The organism is Knoellia locipacati (assembly GCF_044791685.1).
Classification (GTDB): Bacteria; Actinomycetota; Actinomycetes; order Actinomycetales; family Dermatophilaceae; genus Knoellia; species Knoellia locipacati_A.
On the sequence record NZ_CP087730.1, the window covers coordinates 2,219,930 to 2,236,287 of the forward strand.

Here is a 16,358-nt window from a genome sequence, read left to right on the forward strand (position 1 = left end):
ACGAGGACCTGGTCGGCATGTCCAACCGCATCCGTCAGGAGCGGCTACGCAGACAGGGGCAGTGGCGAACCTGCGCAGCCTGCGACACCGAGTTCTTGGCCCGGGTCGGTGCAAGGTACTGCTCCGGACGGTGTCGCACGACGGCTCACCGTCGCCGGATAGCAGGTGCTGCATGAGCACCATCACGGTCGAGACGTCCCGCCGTTATGGCACCCTCTCACCGTTGCGCTATCCCGGCGGGAAGGCAGCCCTGGCAGGCCTTTTCGCAGACCTGCTGTCCACGATAGGACTGACCCATGGCACCTACGTCGAGCCCTACGCCGGCGGCGCCGGCGCCGGCATCGCCCTCCTGAAAGAGGGCCTCGTGGATCGGCTCGTCATTAACGACATCGACCCGGCTGTGCACGCCTTCTGGAGGTCGGTGGTCGACCGCAACGACGCCCTGATCGACATGGTCAACACCGCGCCCCTCACCGTCGCTCACTGGCACACCCAACGTGAGCTCTACCGGTCCGGAACCGCGGACACTCTTGCGCTCGGCTTCGCGTTCTTCTACCTCAACCGAACCAACCGGTCGGGTGTCCTCAACGCCGGCGTCATTGGCGGCCAGGCTCAGGAGGGGACGTACAAGATCGATGCCCGCTTCAACCGGGCCACCCTGACCGCGCGGCTCCAAGCGATCGGCGAACTCGCGGACCGCATCGAGGTGACCGACCTCGACGGCCGCACTGTCATCAGCCGATACTCGTCCGACGCAAGAGCGTTCATGTACATCGATCCGCCGTACGTCAGGGCCGGGTCACGCCTGTACCTCAACGCCTTCGAAGGGCGCGACCACGAGGCCCTCGCCTCCGCCATCTCATCGATCAACGGAGCCCACTGGCTCCTCACCTACGACGTAGCCCCGGTCATCGAGCATCTTTACCGCGAACACTTCCTCGCCCATCTGTCCCTGAACTACTCGGCACGGCACCCAGGTGCTGCGGACGAGCTTCTCGTGGCATCGCCCCGGGTGGCTGCGGCACTCACGACCCTAAAGGTTGGGCGGGACGCAGTAGCAGTCGCAGCAACGGATGCAACAGCCTGAGGGCATCCCGGACTGTCTGCGGGGTAGGCACCGCATCCGCGCTGTGCGTCACATCGTTGAACCAGCGCACCGTGCCCGGAGTCCTCGCGTCAGCCGAGTCGATCTTGTTGATCGCCTCCCGCACCTCCTTCTCCTTGCCGTAGGCCGTCTTCACCACGGTGATGCAGTCCTTCAGTTGCCCGTGGGCCGGGGTCGCTGTGCCTTCGAAGTGGAATTTGATCGTCGACTCCAGGACGGCACGCATGAGCATCGCGGCCGCCACCGGTGTCCGTGACAGCGCCAACCGCTGCAGCTCGTGGTACCGGTTCTGCAGGTTCACACTCGCATGAGTGGTGAAATCCAAGCCCGTCAGGATCAGCCGGTCCTTGGTGTCGGGATGGTTAGGCCCGCGAGGGTCTCCCGATCCGGGGTCTCCCTTCGGGTCCGCCGAGCCACCATCAGGGCCATCGTCCGGATCGTCCACCCAAGGATCCTCTGAACCTGGATCTTCCGGGTCCCCGTCTGGATCGTCTGGATCCTGAGGTTCGGCCTCAGGAGCGACGCCAGTCAGAGCAGCAAGCAGCCGCGCGAGTTCGGGAGTGTCCTTACCGAACTCCGGCGACCGGGTGTTGAGTCGACCGGCCCGGAACTCAGCCATCAGGTACTCAACAGCCGCCAGCTGCTGCCCCTCTAGGTCTGCACCGATGCGCTCCGGGCTCTTCGCCACCGGGAGGAGCAGGCCATCACGGTTGAAGCTCGCTCCGATCGCCGCAGCAATGGCGGCCTTCTTGTAGGCGTACTCGAACGCCGACATGGTCAGCCGCTCACCCGTGACGTACTCGTGAAGCGTGCGATCGGTGAACTTCACCCCACCGAGGAACTGCCGCATGACGGCCATCTTGATGAAGCGCGGCACGGACACCCCGGGGTAGGCCCGTCGCACGTCCTCCACGGTGGTCGTCGACCCGAGCAACGAGAAGTAGTACTTGGCCTGTTGGTCCCGGCTCCACCGCTTCTTCGGCACCGTTGTGTGAAGCCGCGCGATATGTCGGGCCGCGGCATCACGAGTGGGTGCCACGAGCACCCTGATGGCAGTCGGCAGATCCGCGGCCTCCGTGGCGTAGCGCTTCAGCAAGCCTCGGATCACGTCCTCGTGGTCCGGGATCAAGCTCGGATCAGCCAGTACCTTCAACGCGCTCACACGGCGGTTCCCCTCCAAGACCGTGTACCGCTTGCCGTCCTCGACCACGATGGGCACTTCATTGTCGAAGTACCCGTCGCGGATGATCATCTTGGCGGTCTCGAACACATCCTCCTCGGCGTACAAGTAGTTCAAGGCCGAGTTCTCGTCAGCACTGCGGACCGGGATCCGGTAGTTGTCCAAGTCCAGCGCGAGCTCGTCCAAGGTGTGCGTTTCGATTGGCAGTGCCTGATACGTCATGACTTCCCCTTCACCGGTTGCGCTCCCATACCGGACCGCAGTGAGACTCCCCGCCGACAACGAGCAGGCCAAGGCCTCCGCGACTCGCAGGCACGCCTACTGTGCCGCAACTCAGCGCTCAGAGTGCCACTTCGGACAGCACGTCGATCACACCACCGCAGATAACGCGAGTACGACGTACCCGATGCGACAACCACGCTCCGTCGATCACATTCATCACGCGGCATTTCGGCAGCCCAGATAAGTGCGCCCCTTCACCGGCGGGGTCGACGATCGGCCCGGGCGCCCGGTGGTGTCGCCTGGCGGCGGTCATACGCGGCACCGGTGCTGCCCACAGGTGCAGGCGCCGGGGTGGAGTCCGGTGGCGGGAGGTGCGCGGCCAGCCTGTAACGCAAGTCCTGTGCTGGGCGGTCTCCAAGAGGGTCGCCGTCGACCATTTGACGGATCAACTGGGGCACGTCGTGGTCCTCCAGGTGTGCCTGCTCGAGCATGTTGGCCAGTGCGGGCCAGTCCTTCTCGGTGGGCAGTCGAGGATCCAACTCGTGAGCCGTGGCAACCCACCGTTCGTCGAGGGGCAGCGAGGACGAGGCCGCGAGCCGATCGCGGACGGCTCGCACGTCAGCGATCCGCGCCTGAGCGATTTTGCGGGGATCTCGGTTCCACCGCTCCACGGCCGCGTGCAGTCGTCCACGGACGTCGCCCTCGGTAAGGCCCAGGTGTGTCGCGATTCGCTGTGCACCCTGGTCCCACTGGGCACCTGATTGTGCAGCCAGAACCTGGGACGCGTGGTCGAGTGCCTCATCACCAGTGAGGTTGGTCAGGCGCTCATCGAGCAATGCCTCGCCCAACGGCTTGGCTTGCTCAAGGGCGTCGACGAGCGCTTGGCGTCCCTGGCTGGCCAGCACGTCGGCAGGGTCGGAGCCTTCCGCGAAGGCGGCCACCGTTGGGGCCAACCCGTGCTGGGCCAGCAGCCAATAGTCCCGCTCGGCGGCCACCCGCCCAGCGATGTCGCCATCGGTGGCCACGATCGGAGCCCGCCTGAGCAGGGCCAATTCGGCGGCCTGGTCCTCGGTAAGGGATGTGCCGAGAGGCGCCAAACCAACATGGCGTCCGCCGCTGGCTAGCGTGACGGCGATCGCGTCCATGGGTCCTTCGACAAGGACAGGGATGACTGTGGTGCCCGCAAGTGCGGATCCCGCGCCGAACAGTTGGGCGCCCTTGTGGAAGAGCATGGTGTCCGACGTGTTGAGGTACTTGGGCCCCGCGTTGTCCTGGTCGGTGCGGTCTGGGTGGCGACGAGCCACGAAGCCCAAGATCTTGCCGTTGTGCACGATCGGGAACGTCGCCCGGTCACGGAAGCGGTCGATCAGACGACCGGTGCGAGCAACGGTGGCCAAGCCGGTGCACACCATCTCCTCGTCAGTGACACCTCGCCCGCGCAGGTGCGTCACCAGAGCGGTCCACCCTGCGGGTGCATGCCCGGGCGCGAACTCGGGGTGGTCCGTGAGGTCCTGGCCGAACCGCTCCTCGAGGTAGCTGGCGGCCCAACGGGACGAGAACCCTCGCGCGAAGAAGTCCTGGGCCATCTGGTTGAGCTCGACCATGCGTTCGCGCGGGACGGGGCTGTCGTCCCACTCCGCTGCCCGGCTGACCATGGTGTTTATCTGCTCATCGGTCGGGTCCAACGGACCCATGTGCTCGCGCATCATTGCGGCCAACTGGAGGCCGGTTTCGACGTCGAGATCATCCCCGGCCGCGTTAGGTTCCGGCTCGGCGACGACATCGTCGGCAACGGCCTGCGAGGTGCCGTGGATGAGGTTGTGCCACTCCGAATGGGTTGAGGCGCCGGCGGGGGCGTCCACTCCGTCCCACATGTCTTCCGGGGGGAGATCTTCGGGAAGGCTCTCGTCGTCTCCGTCGACGTTCTCCGGGGTGACGGGGTCGGTGAGCACAGAGATCTTCCACACCAAGGTCTGGCAGTCATCGGCGTCTTGGGTGCCGGTCAGTAGGTCCTCAAGCCGCCACCCGCGTTGGAGAGCGTGGTCGATCGACGTCACCAGCGCCGGCCACATGCTGTCCCGCTGCAGGTGTCGTGCCCGTTCGCCGCCGAGGATGTCGACGAGTCGGGGCTGCCAGGTCGTCGACAGGGACTGGTCGACCTCATGGAGGACGGCAGGGCCGATACGGCGGTTGATCCGCCACCAGATCGCAGCGGCCGCGTGGTCGTCGGGCAGGGTGCCCTCGTTCAGGGCGCTACGCAGCAGGCCGCGGGCATCCACGCCGACGTGAGACATGCCAGCCAGTCGTTCCGCCAGAACCGGCAGATAGTCGTCGTACCGGACAGAAGGAGCCACCCGCTCGAGGACGGGACCCCACTCCTGCAGGGCTGGTGTCCGTGTCCCGATGAGTGCCGCGAGCTGGCGCCTCTGCCACAGGGCCGCACTCTTCTGGAGCTGCGGTGCCCCGGTGGGGCGGTGGTCTCGGTCGGCAACTTGCATCGCAGCCCTCCACACCTCGACGTCACCAAGAACGTTGGGGGAGGGGAGGACCTGACCTTGACGCGCCCACGCCGGCGCTGGACCCGCCGTTGCCCCCTGGCGCACCTTCTCGGCGAGGCCCTCAACCAGTGCGCTTCGGGCGGTGAGGTAGTCGCCCCAGGTCGGGTGCTGACGCAGCGCAGGGGGGATGCCAGGCACCCACGGAAGGGGGCCTTCGCCCGCGTTGCGCAGGCCGGAGTCGTCGAGTCGCCAGCCCAGAACAGCTGCCGGGTCGCCGGCCGAATCCAGTTCCCGACTCGTCGCTGCCTGGCGTAGTGCGGCGACCGGGTCCACGTTGTGCGCACCCAAAAGGATGAGGTGGGCGCGGAGCGTCGGCCAGGCCGCGTGCTCGCTGAGACCCGGCACGATCGTGTCGGCCTCGGTCTCCAAGGTCGCGACAGCCGCGGCGCCGAGCGTGTTCTCGGCTGCGAAGTAGAGCGCGTCGGTGTAGCGGGCGGTGGCCTGCCCCAGCAGGATCCGCGGGTCCTGCTGCTCGCGCAGGATCGTCGTCGCCGATGATGGGGAATCGTCCCGGGCCAGGACGTTCTCGAGGATGTCGGTAGCGGTGGAGGGGACAAGGTTGTCCGGCCGGATGACGTTGTGGGGATCTCCGTCCCCGACCACCTCAAGGTAGATGTGGTTGGCGAGACGTCCGCGCGTCATCATCGTGTACAGCTGTTGTCGGGACTCGTCGCCGGTGGCCAGACCGTGCATGGCGTCGACGGAGACGCCTTGGGCGGCGTGCACCGTGGTGGCGTAGCCGAGTTCGGTAGAGGCCCGGACGTAGGCATCGGGCAGTGTGATGATGCGACCGTTCTGGGTGTGCTGAACGCTCAGGTCTCCGCCGGTCTCGACCTTGAGGACCGTCCAGCGGTCGCCGTTCTTGACCCAGTCCGAGGCCGTCATGCGCAGCTGGCGGTTGTTGGCGCGGGTGAGGATGAGATCGCCGACGGAGGCGGCGTTGCCGTCGGCCAGCTGCACCTCGTGGCCAGCAAGGGCGCCCTCGAGGCGGTGGGCTCGCGCACGCCGGTTGAGTTCGGACACGAGCTCGCGGGTGGGTGCCAGCATGATCGCGTCCAGACCTTTGGAGCGATCGTTCTGCCAGGCGGAGAACACGTCCTCGGTCATGGTGGCGAGGTCGCCGACATGGACCCGCGCGTGGTCGAGGTAGAACCCGAGCGATTCGGTTTCCCCTTCGCGCAGCGACAGTGATGCGGCACCCTCAGCGGGGTCAGCGAAGCGCATCAGCTCGGTCAGCCGCAGTGCACCGTGAGTGGTGTCCAGGTCGCGCAGCACACCGCCGGCACCGATGGCCGCGAGCTGTTGATCGTCGCCGATGAGCCGGACTGCGCCGCCTCGGTCGGTGATGAACTGCACGGCCGCGTCGAGGGTGAGGGTGTCGGCCATGCCTGCCTCGTCGATTACGACGAGGGTCCCGCTGTTGATCGAGGAGGCCCACTGCGGCAGGTCGCCGTGATCGATGGACCACACCAACTTGGCCAGAGTGTCCGTTCTGCTGTCGAGCTGGTCGCGCAGCACGGCGGCGGCCGCGGCGGAGGGTGCCAGACCGAGGACTGTGCCGCCGTCATTGCACCAGGCCGCAGCCAGGGCTCGCATCGCCGTGGTCTTGCCCGCACCGGCAGGTGCGATCGCCAACTGGAGCCGGGCACCGGAGGTGGCCATGCCGCGCATCAAGGCTGCTTGGCCCGCGTTGAGGGTGACGCCGTTCGCGGTCGACTCCAGCAGTGCCAGGTCGACGGCGTCGCTCGTGGCGACACGGCCGTCACGCACCGCGGCGGCGGCCACCAGGCGCTCCTCAGCGGCGAGCACTCGGCTCGAGGTGTACTGCTCCGCCCCGTAGACGGTGTACATGCTCGAGGTGTCCCGCCGGCGCAGTCGGGAAGGCTCCTCGATGCCGTCGGACGGGGAGGTCAGCCGCACCGACCGCGCGTCCAGGACGTCACCAACAAGGAGGTCGACAACCCGCTCAATGTCCGCCGCTGGCAGGTCCATGGCCCGCACCTGACGCTGGGCCTCGGCACGCACATGCCAGACCTGCCAGGTGCTTCGCCGAGCCTCAATCGTGGCGGTGATCTCCTCAGCCGTCGTCGTCATCCACGCTGAGGAGACAGGACGGGCAGGGACTTGGGTGGGGGAGAGGGCCGACCTCACCATGGCCTCGACACTTGCTGCTCCGCCCAACACCTCAGTGGCCTGGGTGCGCCACGTGGCGCGCTGCTCATCGAGCGTGCGTGGCGCCTTCTTCGCGTCGCGCGTCTCAAGCGTTGCGCGTTGCGCCAGCTGGATTGACTCGACCGGTGTCGGTGGCCTTCCGTGCGTTCGCTGGAACTCTTCGGCCAACTCGCCACGGCGCGTCTGGATACTCGCCCGTCGTGCCGACCACTGCTCGTTCAGCCGCGCGTCGACGCCAACGATTTCACGCACGGGCCGCTTGCGGGCGTCCTCGTTCGGGCGCTCCTCGAAACGCAGTCCCAGATCAGCCGTGAGGTGCTTCTCCAGCGCGGTGTTGTACGTCTCGGAGGCTGTGACGTTGGCCTTGAATAGCACCCGACCGTCGATCGCGAGCCACCGGCCGTCGTCGGTCTGGACCTTGTTGGCGACGGCGACATGGGTGTGCAGATCGGGATCCCCGGCCCGGCTGTCGCGGTGCGTGAAGGCCGTGGCCACCATGCCGTTGACGTCGACCTGCCGCACGCCGTTGGTTCCCGTGCGGGTGTAGAGAGCGTGCGACTCCAGGTACGTCAGAGCGTCTTTGACGGCAGCCTGATGCGCGCGCTCGATCCGGGCCGCGACCGTCGGGTCGGCGATCGCCCACAAGGTGCTGACACTCTTTACCGGGCTGAAGGTCAGGTCGTAGCCGGCGACGGCAGTGGTTCGCGGCCGCGAGTGTTTGGCGATGGTGGCGGCGATCTCGCGGGAGTCCTCAGGGTCGCGGCCGTACTGGGCGCGGAAGAACTCGACCGCGACCTCAGTGCGGATCCGGGCACGGTCATCGGTGGGAATCGGGTAGTCCGAAGGGTGGCCAAGCTCGGACGCGAAGTCTGCGATGCGCTTGGCGACCTCGAGGCGGAAGGCTGACACATCGCTGGAGTAGACCTTGTACGGAGCGCCGAGCCGGGTCACTGCTTCGTGGTCCCGGTCGGTCAGATCCGGGCCGGAAAGAGCGTCAGCCCGCTGCTGCGCCAGGGGGTGATACCCGGAGCCGAAGAGCGCCTGCATCTGCTCGGCCGTGACGACGTCGCCGGCCTGGATTCCATCGATACCGATCAGACCCGAGCCCATCCAGGCACCCGGGGTCTCGCCCTTCTCGGCGTAGTAGCTGGCCAAGCCCGTGTGACCTTTATCGGTCACGTCCTGTGCGGCTACCTGCCGGGTCAGGTAGTCGTACCCGCTCCCGGCAGTCAGCTTGTGCATGGACATCGTCACACCTAGAAAAGCCCGTCGGGCGCCCTCTGGCGGTCAATAATTGAAACTGAAAGCACCGGGAATGCATGAGGTGTGTGGCACATGAGATTTCGGTCTTCAGGGTGGGTAGGTCGGTGCTCTGGAGATGAGTTGTCTGGGGCTTGTGGTGGGCTGGCTGAGGTCGATGAGGAGGACGTGAACGCTGAACGTGGTGTGAGGGCTTACGGGGGTGTTGACGACACTCGATTCACGGAAGGTGGCGGCAAGGATGGGGCAGACAAAAGGTGATCAGTCGGTGCGTCAGACAGCGCGTCAGGCAGCGCTGAGTTCGCAGAAGTCAATGCGTGTCGAGCGGGAGCAGCGCGAGAAGCGGCTCAGTGGTCTCGGGGTGACGGTGACGGTCGCCTTGGCCGAACGGGATCACCAGGTGAGCATCTGGGAACGACAGGCCAGCGATGCCCTGCGGAAGATGGTCGAGGACGAGCGACTCACGCTGAACGAAGCAGTGGATTGGTGCGGTCCGGACCTCTCGCGCACTGAAGCTGCGCGGCTTCGACGGGTCGGGCAGGACTCGGCTGACGAGACGGAAGCAGGCGCGCCCGTGGAACGTCCTTCGGTCGAGTCCTAGGGACGGGTCGACGCGTGGGTGCTCGCAGGCTCGATGACCAGGGGTTGGCCTCCCTCGCGGCCGCGACTGAAGACAGGGACGTCGTCGAGCGCTGGCGGGCCAAGATTGTGACCGTCAAGGGGAGTGGCTGCTTGTGGTCGACCGGCGCAATCACTGGGGCGTGGTCACGGGCGGTTCTGGTACGCGGCGGGACGGGTTGTGATCGCGCATCGGTTCGCCTTCGCAGGGGCCACGACGTGACGGCGCTGGCGGGTGCGGAATTGCTCGGCCATCGGTGCGACAACCCACTGTGTCAGCGGGGCTAGGTCCGAGTGAGAAGGAGCCGGACGGGGACGGTCGCCCCAGACCGGGGCCGGGACCCGCCGCCGACAAGCCTCCACCGTGGTCCTCGGCGAGCACCTTGCTGATGGTCAGGCTGCCGCCGCGCGCCTGGCCGCGGGGCCGGGTCAGCGCGACGGCGCCTGTCCCCCGAGCGTCCACGGACGCGCATCTTTAGCGAACCTTCACGGAAAGGCGACTCCGCGACGTGGGTCGGGCGAGGAGGGTTGTGTTATCCAACCCCGTCACCAAGCGCCACCCATTGCTGGTACGAAGGCCTCTATCAAGGGTCAGCGCTTCCGGCCTTCGCCGGGAGACGCGGTGGCCTGCCGACCCATAACATCCATCGACAAGAAGGAACATCACATGACGCGCTTCGCACTGAGATTTGCTTCCGCAACAGCATCCGTTGTCCTCGGGGTGGTTCTGGCATCCACCTCAGCATCGGCAGCACCTTCTGCCGCCGCCACGTACGGCCAGCATGTTCGAGAATGCGCCCAGTCCATGGGCTTCGACCAAACCCACAACCCAGGCATGCACCGAGGCATCTCGATGTGGAACCCCGCTCACACCTGCTGACGCCCATGCGGGTCGAGCCGACGGTGCCATTGCACCGTCGGCTCGTGGTCGGCTCCTGCTGCCCGAAGGCCGGGCGGGCGACGAGCGCGGTCGTGCCCCGAAGATCCAAGGCCCCGGCGACCTGAGCGTGCTTCGTCTGCCGGCGCGCGTAGGAACGGCCAGGCGCAGCAGCCAAGCGGGACCGTGCAGGTGCCCGTTTCTACGGCCCTAGCGAGTGGGAGTGAGCCGCGCATGAGGCACAGGTCATGCCGCCGATCACGAGCTCGACCACCAGGTCGTGCTGCTGAACGTCGTCCACGTCCGTGCTCATGGTGCTGTCCTTTCCCGGCGGGCTGGGCTGGTGTTTCGTTACGGGCGGGCGAGGTGGTAGCCGCCGGCCTCGTCGAGGGCCGCAGCGACCTGGTCGTCCGTGAGGGGTGCCGTGGTGGCCACCGTCACGCTGGAGGAGCCACCGGCGACGAGGTCGACGTCGACCTCGGTGACGCCGGGGAGGTCCTTCAGCTCGGTGGTGACCGCAGAGACGCAATGGCCGCAGGTCATGCCGGTGACGGGAAAGGTATGGGTATTCGTGGCGGTCTCCTTGCTTGGGAATGCGTTGTCGGGTGCGGACGACGTCCCGGCGCAGCAAGCGCAGCCGTTCGACTGCGCCAGCGGCAGAGACATTTCAGGAGCGTTTTGCGACATCGGGTTTCGCTTTCTTGAGGTGTTGGCTAGGAACGAACAAGTCGGGCTATCGCGGCAGAGGCCTCGTCGATCTGACGGTCGAGGCCGGCCGTGGTCCCGTCCGCTGCGAGGGATATGCAATGGCGAAGGTGGTCGTCCAGTAGGCCGAGGGCCACTGCTTCAAGCGCTTTGGTGGCGGCGGAGACCTGCGTGAGGATGTCGATGCAGTAGGTATCGGACTCCACCATCTTCTGCAGGCCGCGGACTTGACCCTCGATCCGCCGCAGCCGCCGCAACTGGTCATCCTTGCTGTCGATGTAGCCCGGCACGACCCTGGTGGGACTTCTCTCGCCCATCAACTCCTCCTCCATGTCAACAGATCCAACATACCCTCCAGGGGTAATATTCCGAGATGTACCCCGGGTCGGAGCTGCGCTGTTGCGTCACGGTCGATGGCCTAGCCACTGCAGCCCGTCATTGGTTCAACGTCGGCGGAGCAGGTCACACGTGTGCAGATCTCACCCCAGTGGTGCTCCGACCTGATGAGAGACATGAGATCGGCGCGGAGCGGACTTTGGTCTCGTGGCTCCTCCGCCGTGGAGGCGTAGCCATCAGCCTGCTCAGCGCAGCCGAGGTGTTCGTCGGAGGTCCTATGAAGTTTCGACGCCCACGCAGACGCGTGCCGGGGCGGTCAGCGAGGGCTACGCCCGGTTGAGGGAAGTCGGATGGTGAAGGCGGCTCCGCCACCGGGGCCGGGGCTCGATGCGGACAGGCCTCCGCCGTGGGCTTCGACGAGCGCCTTGCTGATGGTCAAGCCGATGCCGCTGCCGCCACGCACGCGGCTGCGGGCCGGGTCGGCGCGGTAGAACCGCTCGAAGACGTGGACCAGATGTTGGGCGTCGATGCCTTCGCCGTTGTCGGTCACGGTGATCTCGACCCAGTCGGGGTCGGGCTTGCGCACGAAGACTCGAACGCGGCCGCCGGACGGGGTGTGCTGCAGCGCGTTGTCGAGCAAGTTGGCGAGCACCTGAGCCATGCGGTCCGGGTCGGCCAGGACGGAACTCGTTGGCCGGGTGTCCACTTCGAGGGCCACCTGCTTCGCGTCGTACGCGTTGTGTGCAGCCGCCGTAGCCGACTCAACCAGCGTGTTCGTATCCGTGGGTAGCGGTCGGAGGTCGAGCCCACCTTCCTCCGCACGGGCCACGGCAGAGATGTCGTCGGCGAGGCGCTGCAGGCGTGCCGTGTTGCCGTGCAACACCTCCAGGGTCTCGTCGTCAAGACTGCGAAGGCCGTCCTCGATCGCCTCCAGGTGCGCCACGATGCTGCCCAGCGGTGTCCGCATCTCGTGCGCAAGGTCGGCCAGCAGGCGGCGGCGGGTGGTTTCCACGTCGCCGAGGCGCTGGGCGAGATCGTTGATGGTGGTGGCGAGTTGGTCGAACTCAGCGCCCAGACCAGGGCTGGGGACCTGTGACTGGTAGTGCCCACTGGCGATCTTGGAGGCAGAGTGTGCGACGGCAGCGGTCGAGCGCTGCACGCGCCGAGTGAAGAACACAGTCACCCCAAGAGCGAGCAGCACCGACGCCGTCAACGCCACACCCAGCGCGATGAGCAGGGCAGACCCGAACGCCTCCTCCACATGGGCAGCCTCGCTGAGGGAGTGACCGACTCCGGCCTGGCGCAGGTGGTCATGAAAGATGCTCGGCCCGACGACAGAAGCAACCAGCCACGCGGTCACAGCACCCGCGACCAGCACGAGCGTCTGAGCGATGAGCAAGCGCGGCGCCAAGCCGGCACCCCCCAACCCCCGTGCCTCCATCTGAGGCCGCGTCACTCGCCCGTCCCCATCCGGTAGCCAATGCCACGCACCGTCCGAATGAACCGGGCTGCGCCCGCGTCGTCGCCGAGCTTGCGCCGCAGATGCCCGATGTGAACATCAACCAGATGCTCGTCACCCACCCACGTCTCTCCCCACACCAGATCGATGAGCTGGCGTCGGCTGAAGGCCATCCGCGGTCGGGCTGACAGGACGGCCAGCACGTCGAACTCCGTTCGCGTCAGGGGCACCGGCTCATCGTCGAGCCACACATCCCGGCCGATGGGGTCGATGGCCAGTGTCCCGAACCTTCGAAAGGTCGGGCCGTCATCTGCGCCGTCCATCGGGCGGGGCCGGCGCTGCATCGCTCGAAGTCGTGCCACGAGCTCGCGCGGGCTGAAGGGCTTTGTCATGTAGTCGTCCGCGCCGACCGACAGCCCGATCAGGGTGTCGAGCTCGTCTGCCCTCGCGGTCAGCATGACCACGTAGGCGTCGGAGAAGGTGCGCAGCTGTCGGCACACCTCGATCCCGTCCTGACCCGGCAGGCCCAGGTCGAGCACCACCACGTCGGGGTCGACCGCGCGAGCCGCCTGCACGGCGGCCACGCCGTCATGGCTCAGGCGGACCTCGTAACCCTCGCGTTCCAAGTAGTTGCCGATGATGGTCGCCATGGGTACGTCATCCTCAACGACCAGCGCCCGGACGCCACGGAACGGTGCTGGAAGGGTCGGTTGCCCGGCTGCCGTGTCGTGGACCATCAGCCCATCGTGCAGGACGCGATCGCCGCGACCCGACGGGACGCCTCGGCGCGAGCGCATCTTCAGCGAACCTTCACACAACCGCAGCCGCGCGAACCGGGTCGCCGTTCGACAGTGGGGGCATCGACACGAAGGAGCTGAAGACAATGATGTGGAACGACGGTATGGGTTGGACGGGGTGGCTGTTGATGAGCCTGACGGCCATCGCCTTCTGGGCGCTGGTGGTTGTAGCTGTCGTGGCCCTGTTCAGGGGTACGCGCAGCGATCCGAAGCAGACCCGGGACGGGAACGACGACGCCCGTCGAATCCTTGACCAGCGGTTCGCCCGCGGCGAGATCGACACCGACGAATACCACGCTCGCCAGGTCGTGCTGCGCTCGGCACATTGAGACCCACCGGCCGACCAAGCACCCCACCCCCCCTGAGGAGACGCGCAGCATGCCCACCATCAGCAGACGTACCGTCCTGCTCGGCTCCGCTGGCGGGCTGTTGACCGTCGGGGGAATGGCAGCGTGCAGCACCTCCACCGGTACTGCGGTCACGTCCTCATCCCAGGCCGTCGAGATGGCCGAGCGGGCACGACGGGTGGCCGGGCAACGCACCGTCACCACGCGCTTGGTCCCGCGCCCAGCGACCTTGGATCTGGGCGGTCCCATGGTCCGCAGTTGGGCCTATGGCGACAGCGTTCCCGGCCCGTTGCTGCGCGCCACAGCGGGTGACCGCGTGGTGGTGATCGTCGATAACGCGCTTCCCGAATCAACCAGCGTGCACTGGCATGGAGTGGCGCTGCGTAACGACATGGATGGCGTACCGGGGATGACCCAGTCCCCCATAGGGACAAGCAGCCAGTTCACCTATGACTTCACCGTTCCTGACCCGGGCACTTACTTCTATCACCCGCACTCGGGGGTGCAGCTGGACCGCGGGTTGTACGGCGTTCTTGTGGTCGACGATCCGGCCGAGCCCGGCGCCTATGACGCGGAATGGATCGTCGTCCTCGACGACTGGGTCGACGGCACTGGCCAGACGCCCGATGGCGTGCTCGCCTCGCTGCGGAGGGGCGCGGGCGCGGGAGGCATGGACCACGGCTCCATGGGCGGGATGCCAATGGGTGGCATGGGCGGGGACATGCAATCACCGCTCCTTGGCGGTGCCGGTGATGTGACCTACCCCCACTACCTCATCAACGGACGGGTGCCCTCGTCTCCTGTCACCTTGAGTGCGAAGCCCGGCCAGCGAGTGCGCATTCGCATGATCAACGCGGCATCGGACACTGCCTTCCGCGTCGCGCTTGGTGGCCACCGCCTGACGGTCACGCACAGCGACGGCTTCCCCGTGGTCCCGACCGATACGGATGCATTGCTGATTGGGATGGGGGAGCGCTTTGACCTTGTCGTTACCTTGGGCGATGGGACGTTTCCGCTGGTCGCGTCCGCCGAGGGGAAATCGGGCCAAGGCATGGCCTTGGTTCGCACAGCGGGCGGTGACGTTCCTGCTCCCGGAGTGACACCCGCCGAACTGCGCAAGCAGGTCGCTCTCGGCACTCAGCTCCGAGCCACCCCTGAAGTGGCCCTGCGCGCACAAGAAGTCGATCGCACTCACGACTTGGTCTTGGGTGGGTCGATGACGAACTACCGGTGGACCATCAACGGCAAGACCTTCGACGAGGCAGACCCGCTCGAGATCCGTCAAGGGGAGCGGGTCAGGCTGCGGCTGCGAAACATGTCGATGATGTTTCACCCCATGCACGTGCACGGCCACACCTTCGGACTCCGCAAGACAGAAGCACGCAAGGACACCGTGATCGTTCGCCCCATGGAGTCCGTCGAGGTCGACCTCGACGCTGTCAACCCCGGGCAGTGGGCGACGCACTGTCACAACATCTACCACGCCGAGGCCGGCATGATGACGACCCTGTCTTACCGTGCCTGACCAGCAGCCCAGCCGCCTGGCAGCCGTCCGGGACACCACTGGCACTGTCGTCGGTGCTGTTCTGGGGCTCGTACCTCACGTCCTGCACCACGTCGGTCTGATCGCAGGCACCGCGTTCCTGGACAGCCATGTTCCTCCTCTCGGCTCTCGCCGTAGGCCAGCCATCAGCGCCGACAGCGCCACGACCGATGCGCCGAGCCCTGGGCCAACAGAGCAGCACACCGAGCACCACCCGTAAAGCCCTTCAGCAAACCTTCACGACGGACCCGCTGCTACCTCTACTTGAGTGGACCACGGTGGAGATGGAAGAAAGGAGGGAAGACATGGGCATCGACAGACCGTCCGTGAACATCACCCCCACCGAACGCATCGCAAGAGTGGTTCTCGGCGCAACAGCCGTAGTCGCAGGAGTATGGCTCCTACAGGACGCAAGCTCCGTCACAGCATCGATCCTCAAGGTCCTGGTTGGCCTCGCCGGGTTCGACCTGGTCGTCACCGGTGCGACCGGTCATTGCCCGCTGTACAAGATGCTGGGCCACGTTCCGGCATTGCCGAAAGGACGAGGGAGCACTGCGCCAGACGGCGACCGCCATCGAGTCGATTGGCACGACGACACACCCACGGTGAAGCCGACATCCGACTATCTGACCGACGAGCCTGACGGCCAGCCGGCAGGCGAGTCCCACAGTCATGGTGAGGACCACGCTCAAATGTTGCTGGCCTGCTCCACTCTGATGCTGTTCATCGTGTCTGCGTTCGTCGGAACCGGTGTGTGGGGTGCGGGTGCCATCGCCTACGCGCTCCTGGGCGTGGCCATGATGGCCGCGATGATGTTGCCCATGCCCGGGCATCGAGATTGAGCGGAATACCCCAGGTGGGTGAAATGTTTCCTATGCCTGACATTGATTTTCGAGCCGGCCACGGTGATGCGTTGTCATGAGTCAGAGGACCGTCTTGCAGCTGTCAGGCCTGCGCCGGGCCACATCGGCCCACGCCATCAAGTCCACGCTGAGTCGTCGACGGGGGTAGAGGCCGTCCAGGCAAACGCGGCGAACCAGACCGCCACCGTGTGACCTACGACCCAGCGGTCACAGCGGTGGCGGAAGTGGCGGGCTGGGTTCGCGCCTGCGGCTGCCACTGCTCAGGCCGGTCAGTGCCCAACCATCGCTGCGAGCCGAGGAACGAGCCACCGCCCGC

11 protein-coding genes are annotated in these 16,358 nt (G+C 66.5%); 5 read left to right on the plus strand and 6 right to left on the minus strand.

The features are described from left to right. Positions 1–172 precede the first annotated feature (172 nt). Positions 173–1,087 (plus strand): DNA adenine methylase, encoded by a 915-nt coding sequence (locus LL946_RS10310; RefSeq protein WP_404380321.1) that lies wholly within the window; start codon positions 173–175, stop codon positions 1,085–1,087. Here LL946_RS10310 and LL946_RS10315 read toward each other — a convergent pair. Together LL946_RS10315 and mobF are read right to left on the minus strand one after the other, a co-directional pair. After that, on the minus strand, positions 1,026–2,507 hold the full coding sequence (locus LL946_RS10315; RefSeq protein ID WP_404380323.1) for a hypothetical protein: 1,482 nt from the start codon (positions 2,505–2,507) through the stop codon (positions 1,026–1,028). The genes LL946_RS10310 and LL946_RS10315 overlap by 62 nt on opposite strands. A 254-nt stretch (positions 2,508–2,761) precedes the next feature. Then, the gene (mobF, locus tag LL946_RS10320; protein ID WP_404380325.1) at positions 2,762–8,485 is read right to left on the minus strand and encodes a MobF family relaxase; all 5,724 of its coding nucleotides are present in this window, start codon (positions 8,483–8,485) and stop codon (positions 2,762–2,764) included. 253 nt (positions 8,486–8,738) lie between these two features. On the opposite strand from mobF, the gene LL946_RS10325 reads away from it, so the two are divergent. Continuing rightward, positions 8,739–9,098 (plus strand): hypothetical protein, encoded by a 360-nt coding sequence (locus tag LL946_RS10325; protein WP_404380327.1) that lies wholly within the window; start codon positions 8,739–8,741, stop codon positions 9,096–9,098. 1,245 nt (positions 9,099–10,343) lie between these two features. On the opposite strand, the gene LL946_RS10330 is transcribed toward LL946_RS10325, so the two are convergent. From LL946_RS10330 to LL946_RS10345, 4 genes are all read right to left on the minus strand, one after another. After that, entirely contained in the window at positions 10,344–10,535 is a 192-nt protein-coding gene (locus tag LL946_RS10330) for a heavy-metal-associated domain-containing protein (RefSeq protein ID WP_404380329.1), read from the minus strand. Between the two features lie 170 nt (positions 10,536–10,705). Further along, the gene (locus LL946_RS10335; RefSeq protein ID WP_404380331.1) at positions 10,706–11,029 is read right to left on the minus strand and encodes a metal-sensitive transcriptional regulator; all 324 of its coding nucleotides are present in this window, start codon (positions 11,027–11,029) and stop codon (positions 10,706–10,708) included. Positions 11,030–11,349: 320 nt separating this feature from the next. Then, positions 11,350–12,432, minus strand: coding sequence for an ATP-binding protein (locus tag LL946_RS10340; protein ID WP_404380333.1), 1,083 nt, complete (start codon positions 12,430–12,432; stop codon positions 11,350–11,352). A 53-nt stretch (positions 12,433–12,485) separates the two neighbouring features. Continuing rightward, entirely contained in the window at positions 12,486–13,142 is a 657-nt protein-coding gene (locus LL946_RS10345) for a winged helix-turn-helix domain-containing protein (protein ID WP_404380335.1), read from the minus strand. 233 nt (positions 13,143–13,375) lie between these two features. Between LL946_RS10345 and LL946_RS10350 the strand changes: the two genes are divergently transcribed. From LL946_RS10350 to LL946_RS10360, 3 genes are all read left to right on the plus strand, one after another. After that, the gene (locus tag LL946_RS10350; RefSeq protein ID WP_404380337.1) at positions 13,376–13,618 is read left to right on the plus strand and encodes an SHOCT domain-containing protein; all 243 of its coding nucleotides are present in this window, start codon (positions 13,376–13,378) and stop codon (positions 13,616–13,618) included. 49 nt (positions 13,619–13,667) lie between these two features. Next, positions 13,668–15,161 (plus strand): multicopper oxidase family protein, encoded by a 1,494-nt coding sequence (locus LL946_RS10355; RefSeq protein ID WP_404380339.1) that lies wholly within the window; start codon positions 13,668–13,670, stop codon positions 15,159–15,161. Between the two features lie 323 nt (positions 15,162–15,484). After that, complete coding sequence (locus LL946_RS10360; RefSeq protein ID WP_404380341.1) at positions 15,485–16,021, plus strand: DUF2892 domain-containing protein; 537 nt, start codon at positions 15,485–15,487, stop codon at positions 16,019–16,021. The last annotated feature ends 337 nt before the right edge of the window (positions 16,022–16,358 follow it).

Bases quoted from the DNA above. Each gene is read 5' to 3' on its own strand.
- LL946_RS10325 (WP_404380327.1), top strand. From the start codon at position 8,739: ATGGGGCAGACAAAAGGTGATCAGTCGGTGCGTCAGACAGCGCGTCAG.
- LL946_RS10350 (WP_404380337.1), top strand. From the start codon at position 13,376: ATGATGTGGAACGACGGTATGGGTTGGACGGGGTGGCTGTTGATGAGC.
- LL946_RS10360 (WP_404380341.1), top strand. From the start codon at position 15,485: ATGGGCATCGACAGACCGTCCGTGAACATCACCCCCACCGAACGCATC.
- LL946_RS10355 (WP_404380339.1), top strand. From the start codon at position 13,668: ATGCCCACCATCAGCAGACGTACCGTCCTGCTCGGCTCCGCTGGCGGG.
- mobF (WP_404380325.1), bottom strand. From the start codon at position 8,485: ATGTCCATGCACAAGCTGACTGCCGGGAGCGGGTACGACTACCTGACC.
- LL946_RS10310 (WP_404380321.1), top strand. From the start codon at position 173: ATGAGCACCATCACGGTCGAGACGTCCCGCCGTTATGGCACCCTCTCA.
- LL946_RS10315 (WP_404380323.1), bottom strand. From the start codon at position 2,507: ATGACGTATCAGGCACTGCCAATCGAAACGCACACCTTGGACGAGCTC.
- LL946_RS10330 (WP_404380329.1), bottom strand. From the start codon at position 10,535: ATGACCTGCGGCCATTGCGTCTCTGCGGTCACCACCGAGCTGAAGGAC.
- LL946_RS10345 (WP_404380335.1), bottom strand. From the start codon at position 13,142: ATGGCGACCATCATCGGCAACTACTTGGAACGCGAGGGTTACGAGGTC.
- LL946_RS10335 (WP_404380331.1), bottom strand. From the start codon at position 11,029: ATGGAGGAGGAGTTGATGGGCGAGAGAAGTCCCACCAGGGTCGTGCCG.